The organism is Tessaracoccus luoxuelianae, assembly GCF_054483915.1.
Genome location: NZ_CM137013.1, coordinates 2,950,702 through 2,969,608, shown reverse-complemented (window position 1 = coordinate 2,969,608; position 18,907 = coordinate 2,950,702). Strand labels below are relative to the sequence as shown.

At 70.3% G+C, this 18,907-nt stretch carries 13 protein-coding genes; 4 read left to right on the top strand and 9 right to left on the bottom strand.

Going from position 1 to position 18,907, the window contains the following annotated elements:
- Positions 1-28: 28 nt before the first annotated feature.
- From ACX1D1_RS13680 to ACX1D1_RS13665, 4 genes are read right to left on the bottom strand one after another with little or no spacing between them, the layout of a single operon-like run.
- Positions 29-2,134 carry a carbohydrate-binding protein gene (locus ACX1D1_RS13680; RefSeq protein ID WP_459054898.1) on the bottom strand — a complete coding sequence of 702 codons (2,106 nt, stop codon included), beginning with the start codon at positions 2,132-2,134 and terminating at the stop codon, positions 29-31.
- Positions 2,074-2,460, bottom strand: a complete 387-nt coding sequence (locus tag ACX1D1_RS13675; protein WP_459054897.1) for a hypothetical protein — start codon at positions 2,458-2,460, stop codon at positions 2,074-2,076. The genes ACX1D1_RS13680 and ACX1D1_RS13675 overlap by 61 nt, the downstream gene beginning before the upstream one ends.
- On the bottom strand, positions 2,450-3,472 hold the full coding sequence (locus ACX1D1_RS13670; RefSeq protein ID WP_459054896.1) for a LacI family DNA-binding transcriptional regulator: 1,023 nt from the start codon (positions 3,470-3,472) through the stop codon (positions 2,450-2,452). Before ACX1D1_RS13670 ends, ACX1D1_RS13675 begins: the two co-directional genes overlap by 11 nt.
- On the bottom strand, positions 3,465-5,546 hold the full coding sequence (locus tag ACX1D1_RS13665; RefSeq protein ID WP_459054895.1) for a glycoside hydrolase family 36 protein: 2,082 nt from the start codon (positions 5,544-5,546) through the stop codon (positions 3,465-3,467). Before ACX1D1_RS13665 ends, ACX1D1_RS13670 begins: the two co-directional genes overlap by 8 nt.
- A 163-nt stretch (positions 5,547-5,709) precedes the next feature.
- Between ACX1D1_RS13665 and glmU the strand changes: the two genes are divergently transcribed.
- Both glmU and ACX1D1_RS13655 read left to right on the top strand, forming a co-directional pair.
- Positions 5,710-7,191 carry a bifunctional UDP-N-acetylglucosamine diphosphorylase/glucosamine-1-phosphate N-acetyltransferase GlmU gene (gene glmU / locus ACX1D1_RS13660; protein WP_459054894.1) on the top strand — a complete coding sequence of 494 codons (1,482 nt, stop codon included), beginning with the start codon at positions 5,710-5,712 and terminating at the stop codon, positions 7,189-7,191.
- A 38-nt stretch (positions 7,192-7,229) separates the two neighbouring features.
- The gene (locus ACX1D1_RS13655; RefSeq protein WP_459056592.1) at positions 7,230-8,171 is read left to right on the top strand and encodes a ribose-phosphate diphosphokinase; all 942 of its coding nucleotides are present in this window, start codon (positions 7,230-7,232) and stop codon (positions 8,169-8,171) included.
- Between the two features lie 31 nt (positions 8,172-8,202).
- Here ACX1D1_RS13655 and ACX1D1_RS13650 read toward each other — a convergent pair whose 3' ends face one another.
- The 5 genes from ACX1D1_RS13650 to ACX1D1_RS13630 all read right to left on the bottom strand — a co-directional run bounded on the left by ACX1D1_RS13650 (position 8,203) and on the right by ACX1D1_RS13630 (position 16,697).
- Positions 8,203-10,701 (bottom strand): FGGY-family carbohydrate kinase, encoded by a 2,499-nt coding sequence (locus ACX1D1_RS13650; protein ID WP_459054893.1) that lies wholly within the window; start codon positions 10,699-10,701, stop codon positions 8,203-8,205.
- Entirely contained in the window at positions 10,701-11,861 is a 1,161-nt protein-coding gene (gene rhaI, locus ACX1D1_RS13645; RefSeq protein WP_182781792.1) for an L-rhamnose isomerase, read from the bottom strand. The genes ACX1D1_RS13650 and rhaI overlap by 1 nt, the downstream gene beginning before the upstream one ends.
- A gap of 86 nt (positions 11,862-11,947) precedes the next feature.
- Positions 11,948-12,964: a LacI family DNA-binding transcriptional regulator gene (locus ACX1D1_RS13640; protein ID WP_459054892.1), complete on the bottom strand. Its 1,017-nt coding sequence runs from the start codon at positions 12,962-12,964 to the stop codon at positions 11,948-11,950.
- Between the two features lie 101 nt (positions 12,965-13,065).
- Entirely contained in the window at positions 13,066-13,794 is a 729-nt protein-coding gene (locus ACX1D1_RS13635) for a carbohydrate ABC transporter permease (RefSeq protein WP_459054891.1), read from the bottom strand.
- 128 nt (positions 13,795-13,922) lie between these two features.
- Positions 13,923-16,697, bottom strand: coding sequence for a glycoside hydrolase family 78 protein (locus ACX1D1_RS13630; protein ID WP_459054890.1), 2,775 nt, complete (start codon positions 16,695-16,697; stop codon positions 13,923-13,925).
- Positions 16,698-16,877: 180 nt separating this feature from the next.
- Here ACX1D1_RS13630 and ACX1D1_RS13625 point away from each other — a divergent pair, with 180 nt between their 5' ends.
- Together ACX1D1_RS13625 and ACX1D1_RS13620 are read left to right on the top strand one after the other, a co-directional pair.
- Positions 16,878-17,876: a LacI family DNA-binding transcriptional regulator gene (locus ACX1D1_RS13625; RefSeq protein ID WP_459054889.1), complete on the top strand. Its 999-nt coding sequence runs from the start codon at positions 16,878-16,880 to the stop codon at positions 17,874-17,876.
- Between the two features lie 81 nt (positions 17,877-17,957).
- A complete protein-coding gene (locus ACX1D1_RS13620) occupies positions 17,958-18,851 on the top strand; it encodes a GTP-binding protein LepA (protein ID WP_459054888.1) in 894 nt (297 codons plus the stop codon).
- Positions 18,852-18,907: the final 56 nt, after the last annotated feature.

The following is an 18,907-nucleotide window of genomic DNA, read 5'->3' as shown; positions in this document are numbered from 1 at the left end:
CCGCCCATATCTGACGAAATGCCCACCGTCACGGCACGAGGGGAGCTAGGCGCACCTCGCGGATCAGCGGAAGCTCCCCGTCGAGGTTGAGCAGTCGCAGAGGCGCGTCCGTGGTGGTGAGTGTGACGGGGATCGCCCGCTCGAAGAAGTTGTCCCACGAGTAGGTGTAGCGGCAGTGGGCGCCGCCGGCCAGATGCTCGCCCTCCCACACCTCGAGCACCCGGTCCACCACCTGGGGGTTGTAGTCGTGCTCGCCCCGCAATTCGGCGTTGGCGTAGGTCACCACGACGACGAACTCGCCCGACGTCCCGAGGGCCCCGTCGCGGGGGATGGAGTCGCCGTCGTGCCAGGGCAGCCGGATCATGTCGGCGTCACCCTCGACGGCCCGCGTCACGATCACCGACGACACCAGGGCGGTCCCGGCCGGGCAGCTGAGCTCGATCTCGTTGATCCCCTGCACCAGGAACACCCTGGCGACGCCCGCAGCGCACCCGGCCGAGACGTCAACACTCCCCGCGTCCTGGCCGTTGACCCGCAGCGAGACGCCGGCCACGCCATCGACGGCCACCGCGACCGTCACGTCGTGGTAGCCGGTCTCCCAGGCGGAGGTGTAGACATCGGCCTGTCCGCCCCCGGAGAGCCGGGCCGCGCCCGCGCAACCCGTCGTCCACTCCAGCTGGGCGCCGTCGAACAGCCTGAACGTGCTTGCCGGGTAGGTGGCGGGATCGCCGTCGGTGGCATCCATGAGCACCAACCGGTCCAGCGTCACCTCGGCCCCTGGGAGCAGCGAGGCCCCGTCGATGCTCGTCCGCAGCGACAACTCGCGCCGCCCCGCGCCCAGCCGCACCATCGTCTCCGCGCTCCCGCGGTACTTCCCCCGCGACCGCTCGTTGAGCGCGAGGCTCGCCGGATACTCGACGAAGGCCGCGAACATGCCGTCGACGAACAGCGCGTGGCGCCCAGGCTCGCCTGCGGCGCTGGCGATGGCCTGGAAGCGGTACGTCCCGTCGCGGGGCACCTCCACCGTCCACGCGGTGGACGACGAGACCTCCCGGAACGCTGACACGTCCGCCCCGCCCGAGGCCAGGAACTGCCAGCCCTCGGCGGCCTTCGGGTCGTACCGCGACACCTCGGCCGCCGTGAGGATCGTGTCCTCCGCCTCAACCGTCGCGCACCACGGATCAGGGGCCAACGCCCCGGCCGCGGCGGGGGTGATGAGCGCCTGATAGGCGCAGTGCCGGTCGTACGGGGCGACGGTGAGGCTGAGCCCACCGTCGGCCACGAGCACCCCGCGACCCGACGACACCACCCGCGGCGCCGCATGGAGACCGTCGACCCCCGTGAGCACCGCCTCCCGCACCTCGACGTCCACCAGGCCACCGAAGATTGCGGGGTCCAACCCGGAGACCTCCAGCAGCACCTTCCGGTCCGTCCCGCCGAACAGGACCGTGGCGCGCGCATTGGCCGCGTCGACGGCGGCGATGCCCTGCAGCGTGTCCGGCGCGTCCGGCTCCGGCGGCGTTACGGCAACCGTCGTCGAGCCCTCGAGGTCGTCGTACCACTTGAGCATCCACCAACCCCCGTTGGCACCGTGGGCGCGGGCGGTGTTGTCCGACAGGTTGCCCGCGTAGTTCCAGTAGGCCATCTGGGCGTCCACCTTGGTGTCCTCGAACATGGCGAGCCACTGGATCAGCTGGCCGGGGACGGCCATGTCGCGGAGCATGCCGTACTCGGTGATGTTGACGTCGATGGGCTCGATCCCGCGCTCGGCCTCCATCGCGCGGTACTCGCGCAGGTGGCCGCGGTAGGTGCCGAGGTTGTCGATGCCCAGCTCGTGCCAGATGAACACCTCCGGCAGGCAGCCGTGCACGACGGCGAAGTCCAGGAAGTCGGCGGTGCGCTCCGGCTGCCACTGCATGTCGCCCGGCCCGCCGATCCTCGGCTCGCCGAGGCCGTGACGCGCCCAGACCCCGCGGATGACGCCGACGACTGTCAGCCAGTCGGCGAGGAACTGCTCCCGATGCTCCGGCCACTCCGGGTACCAGTTGCCCCCGTCGGGCTCGTTGAAGGGGATCAGCACGTAGTCGCGGGGCCGGGCCGAGCGGGTGGCGACGGCCTCGGTGATCCGTTCCACCACCTCGAGAAGGCCCAGGCGCCGTCCGGGCCATCGCCGGGGCGCCGGCCGCCGTGGTAGGGCCAGTCCGGGTAGTGGTCCTGGATGTAGATGTACATGTCGCGGCCGTGCTTGGCGAAGAAGGCGCCCTCGACGGCGAGCGCGTCGCCGCTGGGGTGCTGCGTCCCGAACGGCGCTTTTTGGCTGGTGTTGGTGAGGTGGGCGCCGTTGAGCAGCGCGGCGGTGGGGACGCCGTCGTCGCCCAGGCCGTACAGGGTCCCGGAGGCCCCGCCGCGGAAGGAGCCCACGGGGGAGGCGCAATCCACGAGGAGTCGGTCAATGGTCACGGGCGGGCCTTCCGGGGCGGGGTGCGGCGGTGCTGGCGCGCAGGATGAGGTCTGGGGTGAGGGTGATCAGGGACTCTCCGACGGCGCGGTCGCGGAGGAGCTGCCAGCCTCGGCGGCCCAGCTCTGCGAAGTCCTGGGCGACGGTGGTGAGCGCGGGGTCCCACAGCTGCGCCAGTGGATGGTCGTCGAACCCCGCGACACTCACGTCCCGCGGAACCCTGACGCCCCGGTCCCGGAGGCCGGCGATCACGCCCATGGCCACCTCGTCGTTGCCGCAGAACACGGCCGTCACCTCGTCGCGCCCGGCGAGCGCTCGGCCGAGGGGGCGCGCCTCGGCGGGCTCCCAACCCGCCTCGATGATGGCGGGCACCGGCCGGCCTGCCGTGATCAGCGCCCGGCGCCAGCCCGCAGTCCGGCCGCCCTCGCCCCCAGGGGAAGGGACGCGCACGTGGTGCACCGTCGGATGTCCGAGGGAGAGGAGGTGGGAGGTCAGCGCGAACGCGCCGGCGTCCTCACCGATCACGATCTGCGCCCTCCCGTCGAAACGACCCCCGGACAGGGCCACGGCTGGCACCCCTGAGGGCAGCCGGTTCAGGGCCGCCACGCCCGCGGGGTCGAACGCCAGCACGATCACCCCGGCCACGGGCTGGGACAGCGCCAGGCCGACGGCGGCGCCCAGCTCCGCCTCCCCGGCGCCGTCGAGCGCGGTGATGGTGACGAGGTGGCCGTCGGCCCGCGCCGCCTCCTCGATGCCGCGGAGGGTCTCGGCGTAGCCGTAGCGCGACGTGTTGCCCGCCAGTACCGCGACCACCCCGGGCGCCCGCCCACCCAGCGCCCGGGCGGCGGGATTGGGCGTGAAGTTCAGCTCCGCGACGGCGGCGGCGACGCGGGCGCGCTTGTCGTCGCTGATCCGCGCGGCGCCGGTGAGGTACCGCGACACCGTCGGCACCGAGACCCCGGCCAGCGCGGCCACGTCCTTGATGGTCGCGGGCTGGGCCGTCGCCTCACCCACGGCGGTCCGAGGGCGTGAGCCGGATCAGGCGGGCGCTGGTGGTCAGGGCGGTGTCGGCGTGGAGGGTCCCGGAGGTGGCGTCCCAGCTCAGGTCCCAGCCGTCCGCGGCTTGTGGAAACACGGTCGTGACGGTCACGGGGCGGCCCGTGAGGTGGGGGACCGGCAGCGCCACGCCGTCGGCCTCCTCCCGCTTCCACAGCGCGACGAACGCGTGGTCGCCGGTGCGGAGTCCGACGGCGACCACCGGGTCCGTCCAGGCTGGCAGCCCGAGCGGCCAGAAGGGGAGCGCGTGCGGAAGCTCGGAGCGGAGAGCCTTGGCCACGTCCACCGCCTCCCGCACCAGCGCCAGCTCCGGACCCGACATGGTGTTGAGGTAGCCGGAGAGGTAGATGCGGCCGACGAGCCCAGTGACCAGGCAGAACGCGATCTCCTCCGGGTCCATCCCGTGCTGCGGATAGGCCCAGCTGGCGGCCTGTTCGGGGAGCATCTGCATCGGCGCCGACGCCGCGATCGGCGGGTAGAGCCTGAAGTCCTGTTGGTCCGAGGTGGACTGGAGTTGAAGGCGGCTGAGCATGGCGAAGTCCGCCCGCATTCCTCCGGAGCCGCAGTTCTCCAGAATCAGCCCGGGGTGTCGGTCGAGGACGCCGTCGAGCCAGGCCAGCACGGCGCGCGAGTGCTCCAGCAGGCCGTGGCCGACGCTGTCGGAGGCGTGGTCCGTGCCCGCACCTGGGTTGATGTTGTAATCCAGCTTGAAGAAGCCCACGCCGAAGTCGCTCACCAGGCGGTCGACGACGCCGTCGAGGTGGGCGCGTGCCGCGGGGTGACGCAGGTCCAGGTGGTAGCGGTCCTGCTCGACGATCGGCTGGCCGTGCCGCTGCAGGAACGCCTCCGCGGGCAGTCGGTCCGCCATCGGGCTGCGCACGCCGATCACCTCGGGTTCGAGCCAGAGGCCGGGCGTCATGCCGTGGCCGCGGATCCGGCCGAGCACCTCGTCGAACCCCCCTGGGAAGCGGGTGGTGGACGGCAGCCACTCGCCGACGCTGTCCCACCAGTGGCCGGAGTCGTCGTACCAGCCGGCGTCCACGCAGAACACCTCCGCGCCCACCTCCGCGGCGGCGTCGATGAGGGGGAGGAGCTTCTCGGTGGTGGGGTCGCCGCCCAGCGTATTCATGTAGTCGTTGAAGCACACCGGCATGAGCTCGTTGTCCGGGTGCGGCCGTCGTGCGGCGCGTCGGTAGCGGGTCATCGCGGCGGCGGCGTCGTCGAGGGTGGCGCCGAGTGCGACGGCGGCCTTGACGGTGGTGAAGGACTCGCCGGGGGCCAGGACGAGGGACCAGGCGTGGTCCAGCTCCGTCGGGCCCGACAGGGCCACGGAGAAGTCGTCGTGCTCCTCGCCCACCTCGATCCGCCACGGCCCGTTGTGTTCCACCTGCCACAGCCAGGCCGCGCCGTCGGAGTCCGAGGCCGCGGCGGCCACCGGGGCGTGCTCTCCGCTGGACCAGGTGCCGCGGGAGACGAGTGTCGCGGCGCCCCTCGGGCGGACGCCGGTGAGGTGGGCCGCGATGGCCGGGAACAGGTCCGGTCGGAAGGGGCGGGCGCTCCACCGCGACTCGGCCAGCCAGTCGCTGGCGGCGCTGTGGAACTCCCAGGAGCCCGCGTCGCGCACGCCCAGAGGCGCGGCCCAGGAGGAGACCGACCGCAGGCAGACCGGCGCCGCCCCGGTGGCCGTGACGGTGACCTCGGAGGAGAACGCGGCCACGCCGTCCGGGGAGGCCAGGAGCACGTCGGCCTGGATCCCGTCGCCGGAGAGGGTGAGGCGGAGACGGTGCCAGGCTCCGTCCGTGGTCGCCTCATGCGTGAGGTAGCGCAGCCGCTCGCCCAGGGCTGTCATGCCGACGCGGGTGCTGGCCAGCGCGTGCCCCGAGGTGGTGGTGAGGATCTGCACGAGCCCGACAGGTTCGGCGGAGGTGACCTCCACTCCGTCAGCCCCTGCCGAGGTCAGTGCCACCGGCCCTTCGGGCGCCGTGGTGAAGGTCAGCGCCAGCCCAGCGTGCCCCCAGGTCAGTTCGGTCACGGTCACTCCCTTGTCGCGCGGTCGCGGCCAGTCAACCACATCTCTGATAACGGTTTCAAGGACGGCCCGCCCGGAGTCCGCGCAGTGGCGGGCGCGGGGCTGGTATTTTGACCGGGTGAGCCCCGGGGGGAGCTCGCGGTCGGCGACCGAAGGAGAAACACCCGTGTCCACCACTGACAGCGACCTCGCGCCCGTCGCGGCCGTAGTCGTCCTCGCCGCAGGCGGCGGGACCCGCATGAAGTCCGCCAAGTCGAAGCTGCTCCATGAGGTGGGGGGCAAGCCGATGCTGAGCTTCGCCGTCTCCGCGGCCGCCGCGCTCAACCCGGCGCACCTCGTCGTGGTGGTGGGGCACCTGCGCGAACAGGTCTCTGACCACCTCGAGAAGCTCTCCGAGGCGGTCACCACGGCGGTCCAGGACGACCAGCTGGGCACCGGGCACGCCGTCGCCTGCGGGCTCGCGGGTCTCGGTGAGCTGGAGGGCGACGTGGTGGTCACCTACGCGGACGTGCCGATGCTGACGGGAGACACCCTCCGCCAGTTGGTGGCCGTGCACCGCGCCCATCACCATTCGGTCACGGTGCTGACCGCGCGCGTCGAGGACCCCACCGGCTACGGCCGCATCATCCGCGACGGGGACGCGGTGACCGGGATCGTTGAGCACAAGGACGCCACCGACGAGCAGCGCGCCATCGACGAGATCAACTCCGGCATCTATGTCTTCGACGCTGCCACGCTCCGCGAGGGCCTCGCCTCACTCACCACCGACAACGCCCAGGGCGAGCAGTACCTCACCGACGTGCTCACCTACGCCCACTCACGCTCGCAGCGCGTGGGCGCCCACCTCATCGATGACGTGTGGCAGACCGAGGGAGTCAACGACCGCGTCCAACTGGCCCGGATCAACCTCGAAATGAACCGCCGGATCCGCGACGCGTGGATGATGGCGGGGGTCACCATGGTTGACCCGTCCAGCACGTGGATCGACGTGGACGTGGACCTCGCCCGAGACGTCGTGCTCATGCCCGGCGTCATCCTCCAAGGGGCCACGACGGTGGGGGAGGGCGCCATCATCGGCCCGGACACCACACTCATGGACGTCGAGGTGGGCCCCGGCGCCGAGGTGATCCGCACGCACGGGTCCTTCGCCGTGATCGGCGAGAACGCCACCGTCGGCCCGTTCGCGTACCTGAGGCCCGGCACCGAACTGGGCAAGGGCGGCAAGATCGGCACCTTCGTGGAGACCAAGAACGCGGTGATCGGCGACGGCGCCAAGGTGCCGCACCTCACCTACGCGGGCGACGCCGTCATCGACGAGGGCGTCAACATCGGCGCCGGCACGATCTTCGCCAACTACGACGGGGTGTACAAGTCCACCACCCACGTGGGGCGCAACGCCTTCGTCGGCTCCAACACGGTGCTCGTCGCACCGGTGGACATCGGGGCGGGTGCCCTGGTGGGCGCCGGCTCCACGATCACCGATGACGTGCCGGCCGGCAGCCTCGCGCTGGCGCGCGGCAGACAGCGCATCATCGACGGCTGGACGGCCGATCGCCGTCCTGGTTCGAAGGCGGCCGCCGCGGCGGCCGAGCACGACGGCAGCATCCACCCGGCTGTGCTGGAGTCCCGAGCGAAGAAGAAGGCCTGATCGACGTGTCCCAGATCGCCAAGAACAACAAGCACCTCATGCTCTTCAGTGGGCGGGCCTTCCCCGAGCTGGCGCAGGAGGTGGCCACCCTGATGGACGAGCCCATCGTGCCCACGCGGGCGCTCACCTACGCCAACTCCGAGATCTACGTCCGCTTCGAGGAGTCCGTGCGCGGTTGCGACGCCTTCGTCATCCAGTCCCACACCGCGCCGGTCAACGAGTGGCTGATGGAGCAGCTCATCATGGTGGACGCGCTCAAGCGGGCCTCCGCCAAGCGGATCACGGTGGTGGCGCCCTTCTACCCGTACGCGCGCCAGGACAAGAAGCACCTCGGCCGCGAGCCCATCTCGGCGCGGCTCGTCGCGGACCTGTACAAGGCTGCAGGCGCCAACCGGATCATGTCCGTAGACCTCCACGCCGCCCAGATCCAGGGCTTCTTCGATGGCCCCGTCGACCACCTGTGGGGGCTGCCAGTGCTCTCGGACTACGTCAAGAAGAACTACGACGTGGGCAACATGTGCGTGGTCTCCCCCGACGCCGGCCGGGTGCGGCTGGCCGACATGTGGACCGACGTGCTCGGCACCCCGCTGGCCATCGTCCACAAGCGGCGTGACCACGACAAGGCCAACACCGTGGCCGTGCATGAGGTGGTGGGCGATGTCGAGGGCAAGGTGTGCCTGCTGGTCGACGACATGATCGACACGGCCGGCACCATCGCGCAGGCAGCCCAGGCCCTGCATGACCGGGGTGCGTCCAAGGTGATCACCGCCGCAACGCACGCCATTTTCTCCGGCCCCGCGGTCGAGCGGCTCAACGGCGCGAACGTCTCGGAGATCATCGTGACCAACACGCTGCCCATCCGCACGGAGCAGACCATCAACAACCTGACGGTGCTGTCCATCGCTCCGTTGATCGCCAAGGCCATCAACGCGGTGTTCCTCGACGGCTCGGTCACCTCGCTCTTCGGGGGCGTCTCGTAGTTTCGTCCGCCGCGTCGCCGCGAGGGCGCCGTCAGGCCTTGGCCACCTGCTGTCGGTACGCCTCGGCCTCCCAGGTCTCGATGAAGCGGCGCTCCGCCTCGTTGAGGGCCCGCACGCGGCCCAGTGCGGTCGCGGCACGGCCCACGGTCAGGGCGTCGACATAGACCTGCAGCGCCGTGGTGGCGGACTTCTCGGAGTCGCCGACCGCGGCCACGCCGGCGCCGGGCGCCACCACGATCACCGGGTCCACCCCGCGCGCCTCGCGGAACGCGGCCAGCGCGCCCGGCAGCTCGTCGGCAGTGGTCACCACGAGCGGAAACGAACCGGCGTAGACGATCTGGTCCGGGATCAGCGGGCCCTCGACGAGGAACCGCGCACCGGCCTCGGTGGCCGGGAAGCTGCGGGCGATGCCGCCCTCGTCGGTTGCCACAGCCACCGCGCCCAGGGCCGCGCGGAACGCCTCCGCGACGGCGCCCAGGTCCGCACCGGACGGAGTCGAGGGCTCGTCGGCGGACGCCGACGCCACCGCCTCCTCGATCCTGGCAAGGATCCGATAGCTCTCGGCACGCACGTCGTCCGGGTTGTCGCCGGCGACGATGAGGCCGTGGTTCATGAGGAACGTCGCCTTGGGCGCCGGCTGGCCGGTGCGTGAGGTGAAGTCCTCGCGCCGCGCCGCGATCTCGCGGGCAAGCGGAAGGCCGGGGTCCACGTAGGACACCCAGAGCACGTCGTTGCCGAACATCTCGGCAGTCAGGTGCTCGCCGTCGGCGTTGCAGGTGATGGCGTTGATCAGCAGCGGGTGCGTGTGGAACACGTAGGTGTCCGGGATAAGCGCGTGAAACAGGATCTCCACCGACGGACGGCGGGGGCCGTCGTCGCGGCGGGCGAGCCCGGCGATGTGGTTGACCGGGTCGCCAAGGCTCGGGTCGGGGTCCGGGGCGTCGAGGGAATTCAGCAGCACCTGCATGTCCAGCGGCACCAGGTCCTCGGCGGTGATCGAGGCCAGCGAGACGCCGCTCGGCTTGATCCACAGCACGCCGTCGGCCTTCGCCGACGAGTTGCCGCCGCCCGCGCGGGTGAATGCGGGATTCGCGCCGAACTCGTGGGACAGCGCGGTGATCTCGGCGAGCTCGAGCTCGGGGCGGGGAAGGAACTGGGTCACGGTGGTGGAAGCCATCACGGTCTTTCTGAGGTCTGAGAGGGAGCCGGAGAGGATGCCGACGGAGCGGGCCTGGATCAGGCAGTTGCCGAGTGCGGTGGCCTCGACGGGGCCGGCCGAGACGGGAAGGCATGTGCGGTCGGCAGTGCGCTGCGCGAGCAGCCTGTTCTGGCTACCCCCGCCCACCACGACGACGCGGCGCGGGGAGCGGCCGGTGATCGCAGCGAGCTCGGAGATCACGCCGGCGTAGGCATCAGCCAGGGACTCGATGAGGGCGCGCGTGAACACAGCGGGGTCCTCGAGCCGCCCGTCGCCGCCGGCCAGCGCCTTGACCCTGCTCACCATGTCGCCAGGTGGGAGGAGGCTGGGGTGGGTGGCGTCGAAGTGCGGGGCGTCGGTGACGGCGCGGGCGGCCTCCACCAGGTCCGGGACCGCGTACTCGCGGCCGGACGCCGCCCAGGTGCGGACCGCCTCGGACAGGATCCACAGCCCCATCACGTTCTTGAGGTAGCGGACGGTGCCGTCCACGCCGCCCTCGTTGGTGAGGTTGGCCTGCCGCGACTCCTCGGTCAGGATCGGCGCGTCGAGCTCCATGCCGACGAGGGACCAGGTGCCCGACGAAATGAACACGTCGTCGGCCTCCAGCGGTGCGCCGACGACGGCGGAGGCAGTGTCGTGCGAGCCGACGGCCACCAGCGGCACGCCGGCGGCCGGACCCGTCGTGATCGGACCGACGACGGCGCCCGGCTCGACCACGTCGGCGAAGATCCGGCGGGGGAGGCCCAGGCGCTCGATCAGGTCCCAGTCCCACTGGCCGGTCAGGGGGTCGAGCAGGGCGGTGGTCGACGCGTTGGTGCGCTCCGCGACCGCCTTGCCTGTCAGCCAGTAGCCGAGCAGGTCGGGGAGGAGGAGGAACCGTGTGGCGCGGTCCAGCCGGCCGGCAGCCTCGTCGTCGGCCAACTGGTTGACCGTGTTGAACGGCACGTCCTGCAGGCCGACGCGGGAGTACAGCTCCTCCTCGCTGATCCGCTCGCGCACGAGGGCGCGGCCGCGCTCGGTGCGGGGGTCGCGGTAGTTGAAGGGGAGTTCGAGCAGTCCGTCATCGCCGATGAGCCCGTAGTCGACGGCCCAGCAGTCGATGCCGAGCGCGGCCACCCCGTCCGGGGCGGCCTCCATCGCGCGGCCGATGCCCGCCTGGATCTCGTCGAAAAGCGCCACCACGTCGAGCCGGAGCCCGTCGTCGGTCTGGCGGGCGGCGGTGGAGAAGCGGTGCACCTCGTTCAGCGAGACGCGACCCTCGGCGAACGTGGCCAGCACCACCCGGCCACTCGTCGCGCCGAGGTCCACCGCGATGACGGACTGCTTCGGCATCAGGCTCCCCAGCCCGCCTGAGCCCCGCCCACGCGCTCCTCAGCGATCTTGGCGAGGTAGCCCGAATCGGCGAACGCCTTCATGGGGTCGCCGGCCAGCCCCCGCGACTCGCGCCACTCGGCCAGCATGGGCCGCACGTCGGTGTAGAAGGCGTCCATCATGATGGCGTTGGCGCCGAGGACGTCGTTGGAGTCCTGGGCGTCCTGCAGGGCGTCGGCGTCGACGAGCAGCACGCGGGCCGTCATCTCCTGGACGTTGAGCACGGAGCGGATCTGGCCGGGGATCTTGTCCTCGACGTTGTGGCACTGGTCCAGCATGAACGCCACGCCGTTGGCCGGGTCGAGACCGCCGCCGCGGCGCACCTCCCAGAGGATGCGGAACAGCTGGAACGGATCGGCCGCGCCCACCACGAGATCGTCGTCGGCGTAGAAGCGCGAGTTGAAGTCGAACGAGCCGAGCTTCCCGAGGCGCAGCAGCTGGGCGACGATGAACTCGATGTTGGTGCCAGGCGCGTGGTGGCCCGTGTCGAGGCAGACCAGCGCGCGGTCGCCGAGCGCGTTGACGTGCGCGTAGGAGGTGCCCCAGTCCGGCACGTCCATGTGGTAGAAGGCCGGCTCGAAGAACTTGTACTCCAGCACCAGGCGCTGCTCCGCGCCGAGCTGGCTGTAGATTTTGGCCAGGGAGTCTGCCAACCAGTCCTGACGACGGCGGATGTCGCCCTGGCCGGGGTAGTTGGAGCCGTCCGCGAGCCAGATCTTGAGGTCCTGCGAGCCGATCTCGGTCATGATGCCCAGGCACTCGAGGTGGTGGTCGATCGCCATCTGGCGGACCTTTGGGTCGTTGTGGGCGAGGCTGCCGAACTTGTAGGCCTCGTCCTGGAACGTGTTGGAGTTCACCGTGCCGAGCTCGACGCCCAGATCGGCGGCGTAGGTCTTGAGCGCGCTCCAGTCCTCGACCTTGTCCCAGGGGTAGTGCAGGGCGACCTTCGGCGACAGGCCGGTGTACAGGTTCACCTGGGCGGCGTCGGCCAGCTTCTCCTGGATGGTTCGGGGGGTGCCGGGGGTGCCGAACACGCGGAACCGGGTGCCCGAGTTGCCGTAGGCCCACGACGGGACCTCGATGACCTGGTCCTCGAGTTGCTTGCTGATGGTGCTGATCATGGTGGGCGCCTCCTCGCGCTTTAATCGTTTCAGGCGATTGATTGAAACGATACAACTCTGTGGGTGTGGGGTCAACGCCGGGGGTACTACGAGACGCTTGATGCCCGGGCTACCAGGGTGGGGGTGAAGGTGATCGTGCGGTGCTCGTGCGGGCGGCCGTGGTCCTGGTCCTCCAGCTCCTGCAGCAGGAGTTCTGCCGCGGAGGACCCGAGCTCGCGCCTCGGCTGCGCCACGGAGGACAGCGGCACGGCCGCGGCGGCGGCGAAGTCGATGTCGTCGTAGCCGACGATGGCCACGTCGTGCGGGACTCTGATCCTGGCCGCCACCAGGCCCTGCAGGAGCCCGATCGCGATCATGTCGTTGGCGCAGAAGATCCCCGTGGGGCGCTCCGTGGCCGACAGCAGCGCCAGCTGCTCCGCCGCCGCACGGCCCGACGCGAAGTCCAGGGCGTCGACGGAGACGGCCAGGAAGCTGACCCCGGCCTCCGAGGACGCCAGCTCGGCGCCCTCGCGACGGTCCCGGACCTGCGCCAGCGATGAGGGGCCGCCGACGAAGGCGAGCGCCGTGTGCCCCTGGGCGATGAGATGCTCGGCCGCGATCCGCCCGCCCGCCACGTCGTCGACGCCGACGGTGCAGCCTGTCCCGCCGTGGGCCCGGTCCACCAGCACTGTGGGGATGCGCGCCTGGAGCAGGGCGTCGACCTCTGGTGGCGTGGCGCCGATCGGCCCGAGGATCACGCCCCGGACCCGCTGGTCCCGGAACGAGCGCAGCGCGGAGGCCTCCCGCTCAGGGCGGTTGTCCGAGTCACCGATGGTGGCCGCGTAGCCCGCCTCCTCCAGCCTGCCCTGGGCGCCGCGCAGGACGTCGGCGAAGAACGGGTTGGCCACGTCCATCACGGCCAGCCCGATTACTTTGCTCTTCCCGGCCCGCAGCGCCTGAGCCTGTTGATTGGGCGCCCAGCCAAGGTGGCGGATAGCCTCCTCCACGCGCTCACGGGTTGCCGGGAGTACCCGCTCGGGGTTGTTGATGACGTTGGACACGGTGCCGATGGACACGCGCGCCATCTCGGCCACGTCACGCATGCTGAGGCGCGGATGGTTCACCGGACTCCGTTCGGATTCGGGGGGCTGCGCATACTTTACGCGCCGACCCCCCTCGGGCCGCGGACGACGAGGGCGCCGCGACGACGACCCCGTCGCGATGGTCATCCCTTCACCGCTCCCGATGTCATCCCGGCCACGATCTGGCGCTGGAAGAAGATGTACATGATCAGCGGCGGAATGGTGATGAGCAGGATGTTGGTGAACAGCAGGTTGTAGGACGTGTTGAACTGGCTCTGGAAGTTGAACAGCGTCAGCTGCACCGTCGCGTTCTGATCCCCCGGGAGGAAGTAGAGCGGGTTCTGGAAGTCGTTGAACACGAACACCGACTGCACCACCACGACGGTGACGATGACGCCCCGGAGCAGCGGGAGGACCACCTGGAAGAACAGCCGCATCGGCCCGGCGCCGTCGACGATGGCCGCCTCGTCGATCTCCTTCGGGATGCCGGCGATGAACGCCCGCATCATGAGGACGGTGAACGACAGTCCGAACGCCACCTCGATGAGGATCAGGCCGGGCAGCGTCTTGAAGATCCCGAGCGTCTGCATCACCCAGATGGTGGGGACGACGGCGGGCGGGATGATGAGGCCGGCCAGCACGAGGCCGTTGATCCACGGGTTCAGCCAGCTCTTGCGGCGTTGGAGCACGTAGGCGATCATCGCGCCGAAGATCACCATCAGCGTGACGCTGGCCACGGTGAGGATGGTGGAGTTGATGAACGCGATGATGAGCATGAAGTCCCGGGTCTGGATGACCGTGACGATGTTCTCCCACAGCACGATCTGCTCGGGCCAGGAGAACTGCAGCAGGTTGGCCTCCGTTGGACTCAATCAGATGAAACGTTTCATCCGCATGTTGAAAGGTTAAAATGTTGCTGGTCTCCCTGTCAAGGGGTTCCAGGTCTCAGTTTGGTCACGGCCGACGCCGGAGAGCGTCGGCCGTAACCAACTGGGTTTCGTCAGGTCAGGCTCTCCCGAACCACGGCCAGGATCTCGTCCCGACCGCCGTCGCTGCCGCCAAGGGTGAAGGCGTCCACCAGGACCTCCACACGGTCCTCGAGGTGCGCAGCCATCCGGTCGGCCACTGAGGCCTCGTCGGTGAAGTGCACCATGCCCCGCAGGGGCGCTGCGATGGTGCCTTCCACGAAGCGGTCCCATCGGGCGGGATCGTCCATGAGGTCGCGCACGGTCGCGGGCGGGCCGTACGTCGGCTCGGGCAAGCTGACGCGCCACTCGTGCGTGCCGGAACCCGCCTCGACGGCGACACCAGGCAGGTCCACCTCGGCCGTCACGCCCGCGGGGATCCTGGCGGAGACCACCACGTCGTCGCCTTCACGCTTCCAGCCCACCGCGATCTCGCCGAAGGGCGACAGGTGGCGGGCGGAGGCGTGGGTGAGGCCGCCGCCGGGGCGCGGCGCGATGCGGATCCGGCGGTAGCCGGGTGCGGCGGGGGCGAGGCCCGCGACGGTGCGATGCAGCCAGTCCGCCACCGCGCCCAGGGCGTAGTGGTTGAACGAGGTCATCTCGCCGGGGTTGATGGTGCCGTCGGGCAGCATCGAGTCCCAGCGCTCCCAGATGGTGGTCGCGCCCATGGTCACCGGGTACAACCAGGAGGGGCAGCCCGTCTGCAGCAGCAGGCGGTAGGCCGTCTCGACGTGGCCGGCATCGGCCAGGGCGTCGGTCACCAACGGGGTGCCCACGAAGCCGGTGGAGATCCGGAAGCCCGAGACCCTCACCAGGTCGGCCAGCCGGGAGGCGGCCGCGGCGCGCTGCTCGTCTGTCTCCAGGAGGTCGAACACCAGCGCCATCGCGTAGACGGTCTGGGCGTCGCTGAGGATGCGGCCACCCGGGGTCACGAACTCGCGCCGGAAGCCGGCCAGGGCCCGGTCTGCCACGGAACGGGCGTAGGCCTCGGTGTCGGCGTCACCCACGATGGCCGCGGCTCGGGCCGTGAAGTCGGCGCTGCGGTAGACGTGGGCGGTGGCCACGACGTCCGGGTCCGCCTTGGCGCGGGCGGGTTCCTCCGGCGGCGCCGTCGGGTCCAGCCAGTCGCCGAACTGGAAGCCCCCGGACCAGACGCCGTCCTCGCCGGCGGCGTTGTCCAGGAACTCCACCCAGCGGCGCATGCTCGGCAGCTGGCGGGCCAGGACGGCCTCGTCGCCGGTGCGCTCGTGCAGCACGGTGGGCACGATCGCCGCGGCGTCGCCCCAGGCGGTGGCCACCATGCCGCCGAGGACGTTGGGCACCACGATCGGCACGCCGCCGTCGTCGAACTGGTCGGCCTCGAGGTCGCGGAGCCAGGAGCGAAGGAAGCCGGTGCTGTCGTAGAGGAACTCGGCTGTGGGGGTGAACACCTGGATGTCGCCGGTCCAGCCGAGGCGCTCGTCGCGCTGCGGGCAGTCGGTGGGCACGTCGACGAAGTTGCCGCGCATGCCCCACACCACGTTCTCGTGCAGCCGGTTGAGGAGCTCGTGGGAGGAGTCGAACCAGCCGGTGCGCTCCATGTCGCTGTGGATGACCACGGCCTCGGCGGAGACGATCTCGGCCTCCTCGACGCCGTCGACGCGGGCGTAGCGGAAGCCGTGGAACGTGAAGGTGGGCTCCAGCACCTCGTCGCCGGTGCCGGCGAGGTAGTAGGTGTCGGTGGCCTTGGCGGTGCGGAGAGGGCGGATGCCCAGCTCGTCGTGCTCGAGCACCTCCGCCTGGGTGACGATCACCTCGCGGCCGGACTCCGCGCGCACGATGAGGCGGACCCAGCCGACGACGTTCTGGCCGAAGTCGACGAGAAGGGCGCCCGACGGGGAGCGCCACGTCTTCTGGGCTGCCACCACCTCGGTGACGCGCACGGGCGGGCCGTCGGGGGCCACCAGCAGGCTGAGGTCGGCGTCGACAATCTCGACGGCGTCGTCGCCCTGGGGCTCGGTGATCCGCAGATCGGTGGTGCAGCCGTCGTAGATGTCGTCGGCGAGGACGCGCCAGGTGTGGGCGCGCCAGGTGTCGTCGGTGCCGAGGATGTGCCGGGTGCCGTCGGCGGTGACCACCTCGAGCTGGGCGAGGAGGGAGAGCCTGTCTCCGTACAGCGCACGCCGGTTGCCCCAGGTGAGCCGCCCGCGGAACCAGCCGTTGCCGAGCAGTGCGCGCACGTCGTTGGCGCCCTCGTGCAGCAGGTCGGTGACGTCGTGGGTCTGGTAGCGCAGGCGGTGGCTGTAGGTGGTCCAGCCGGGCGCGAGGTACTCGTCGCCGACGCGCTCACCGTTGAGGCTCATCTCGTAGAGGCCGTGCGCCGTCACATGGAGGCGTGCGCTGACGATCTCGCTGGGGAGGTCCCACTCGGTGGTGAGCAGGGGTGCCGGGGTGAGGATGCCACCGAGGGTCGCGGGGGAGATGAACCGGGCCTGCCAGTTGGTGGTCTCGAGGAGCCCGGCCTCGACGGCCACCGGCTCGCTCCAGGCGGCCCACTCGCCGTCAGCGCCCTGTGCCCGCACGCGCACGACCACACGCTCGCGAGAGGTGAGCGGCGCCTGCGGCCAGGCGACGAACAGCTGCTCGGCGGACTCGGTCTCGTGAACCGTGGCGGAGTCTTCTCTCTGGATTTCGACGGCGTACGCGGACTGCGCCCAGCCGTCGGGGGCGTCGGTGACCTGCCAGGAGAGGCGGGGGGTGGGATCGCCCAGGCCCAGGACAGTGGGGGAGACGGGGCGGTTCTCGACTCGGAGTCGTGTGGTGGTGGTCATCTGCTTCCTCGACGTTGAGACTGACGCTTCTTCGTGAAACGTTTCATCTTATGGTGGCCCGAGGGGAGGAGTTCGTCAAGCCCTGTTCTGGGTTCCGTTTCGCGGCGAATGGAGCGTTTCATCTTCGGAGCGCCTACATTGCTGCCTATGAATCCGCGCGCCGGGGGGCGCCTGCCCAGCATGAACGACGTCGCCCGCGAGGCGGGCGTCTCTCTCGGCACGGTGTCCAACGTGCTCAACAAGCCGCAGGGTTGCCGACCGGAGACCGTCGAGCGGGTGCAGGCCGCGATCACCCGCCTCGGCTTCGTGCGCAACCTCAATGCCCGCTCCCTCGTCGGGGCTACCTCGCACACCATCGGGCTCAACGTGTTCGACCTCAGCAACAGCCTCTTCGTGGACATCGCCAGAGGCGCTCAGGCCACCATTCGGGAGCGGGGCCACCAACTGGTGATCACCGACTCCGACACCGACCAGCGCCAGCAGCGCGAGCATCTGGACTACTTCGACGAGACGCGGGTGGCAGGCATCCTGTTGGCGCCCCAGTTCGACCCCGACGATGACATCGATCGGCTCGGCTCCCACGGCCGACGCGTCGTCGTCCTCAACCACGACACACCGGGTGCCTCGTGGTCCACGGTCCTGGTGGACAACGAGCACGTGGGCTACCTCGCGGCCAGCCATCTGATCGGCCGTGGCTGCCGCCGCCTCGCCTTCGTCGGGGTCCCCGAATCGCTCCAGCCGGCCGACGAGCGTCGGCGGGGCGTCGCCCGGGCGGTCGCGGAGTCGCAGGCCGTCGACCTGCTCGACATCAAGACCAGCGATCTGCAGATCGCGGGTGGCATCGTCGCCGGGCGTCAGCTGCTGGCCATGGATCCTCAGCTGCGCCCTGACGGTGTCGTGTGCGTGGCCGACCTCACCGGCATGGCCATCATCCAGGTTCTGGCGGCCGGGGGCGTGCCGGTGCCCGGTGAGGTGCTGGTGATGGGCTGCGACGCCAACATCAACGCCTGGGGTGGCCCCGTGACGCTCACCACCGTCGCCCAGCACGGCGACGAGATGGGGTCCGTCGGGGCCCAGATCCTGCTCGACGAGTTGGCCGACCCCGCTCGCCCGCCGACACGTCACGTGATCAGGCCGGAGCTGATCGAGCGTTCGTCCACGGCTGCGCTGGCCCGCTGACGCCGGCCCACACGGTGGACGAGACGGCATCCCACTTGGGGAGATGGGCCATGCTTGAGTCGATAGCGAGGGGAGGCTGCCATGGCCGCGAAGATCACAGACGCATCGCTTCGGGCCTTCGTGCTCCAGTTGGGGGACAAGCACCCGCCCATCCAACTCGCCTCCGCGGACCGCACCGTGCGCAACCCGGAGCTGGTCCGCACCCGGTTCGCCCACGTCATCGACTACCTGGCCCGCGTCGAGCTCGAGGTGGACCGCAACGTCCTGGAGCTCCTGACCGTACTGCCGAACGTCAGCGAGGTAGACCGCATCTTCTATCAGGACGTCTGGTACGACCAGGAGATGGCCCACGGCTACCTCCTGGATCAGCTTCAAGGCGACCTCGGGATGGAGCCGCAGGAGCCCTTCATGAGCATCCCGCTCCGGATGAAGCTGCTCGGCGCGCTCGCGCACTGGGAGCCCATCCACGACATCTCGCGCATGCTCTACTACCTGACCGGCGCGTCGACAGAGCGGCAGGCGGTGCTGGCCTACTCGTCGCTGATCAAGGAGCTCACCCGCATGGGGGAGACGGCCATCGCCGAGACGATCATCCACCCCATCAAGCAGCAGGAGCCCGGGCACTTCGCGTTCTACAGGATGAGCGCCGAGAAGATGGTGCAGGACGATGAGCTCAAGCCCTGGCAGGTGCAGGTGGCGCGGCTGCTGCGCTCGAAATCGTTCACGATGGTGGGTGTCGACTACGTGAAGTACTACCAGCAGGAGTTCGGCGGTGTGATGGCCGAGCTCGGCATCGACGCCGAGATCGAGATCTACGCGCGCGAGATCGGGCGCCTCGAGGCGAAGCTGCTGTGGGCCAACGAGAAGGGCATGGACTTCCCGCCCTACTTCCTCACGGCGCTGCGCGAATCGGTGGAGATGTATCGCGGCAGCAAGAGCTTCGAGGCCCCCCGCCCCAACCAGTTCGTCCTGTAGATCCGATTGGCGCGCCCCGGAGCGGCTGGGGTAAGCTTGGCGGGCTGCCTGGCGAG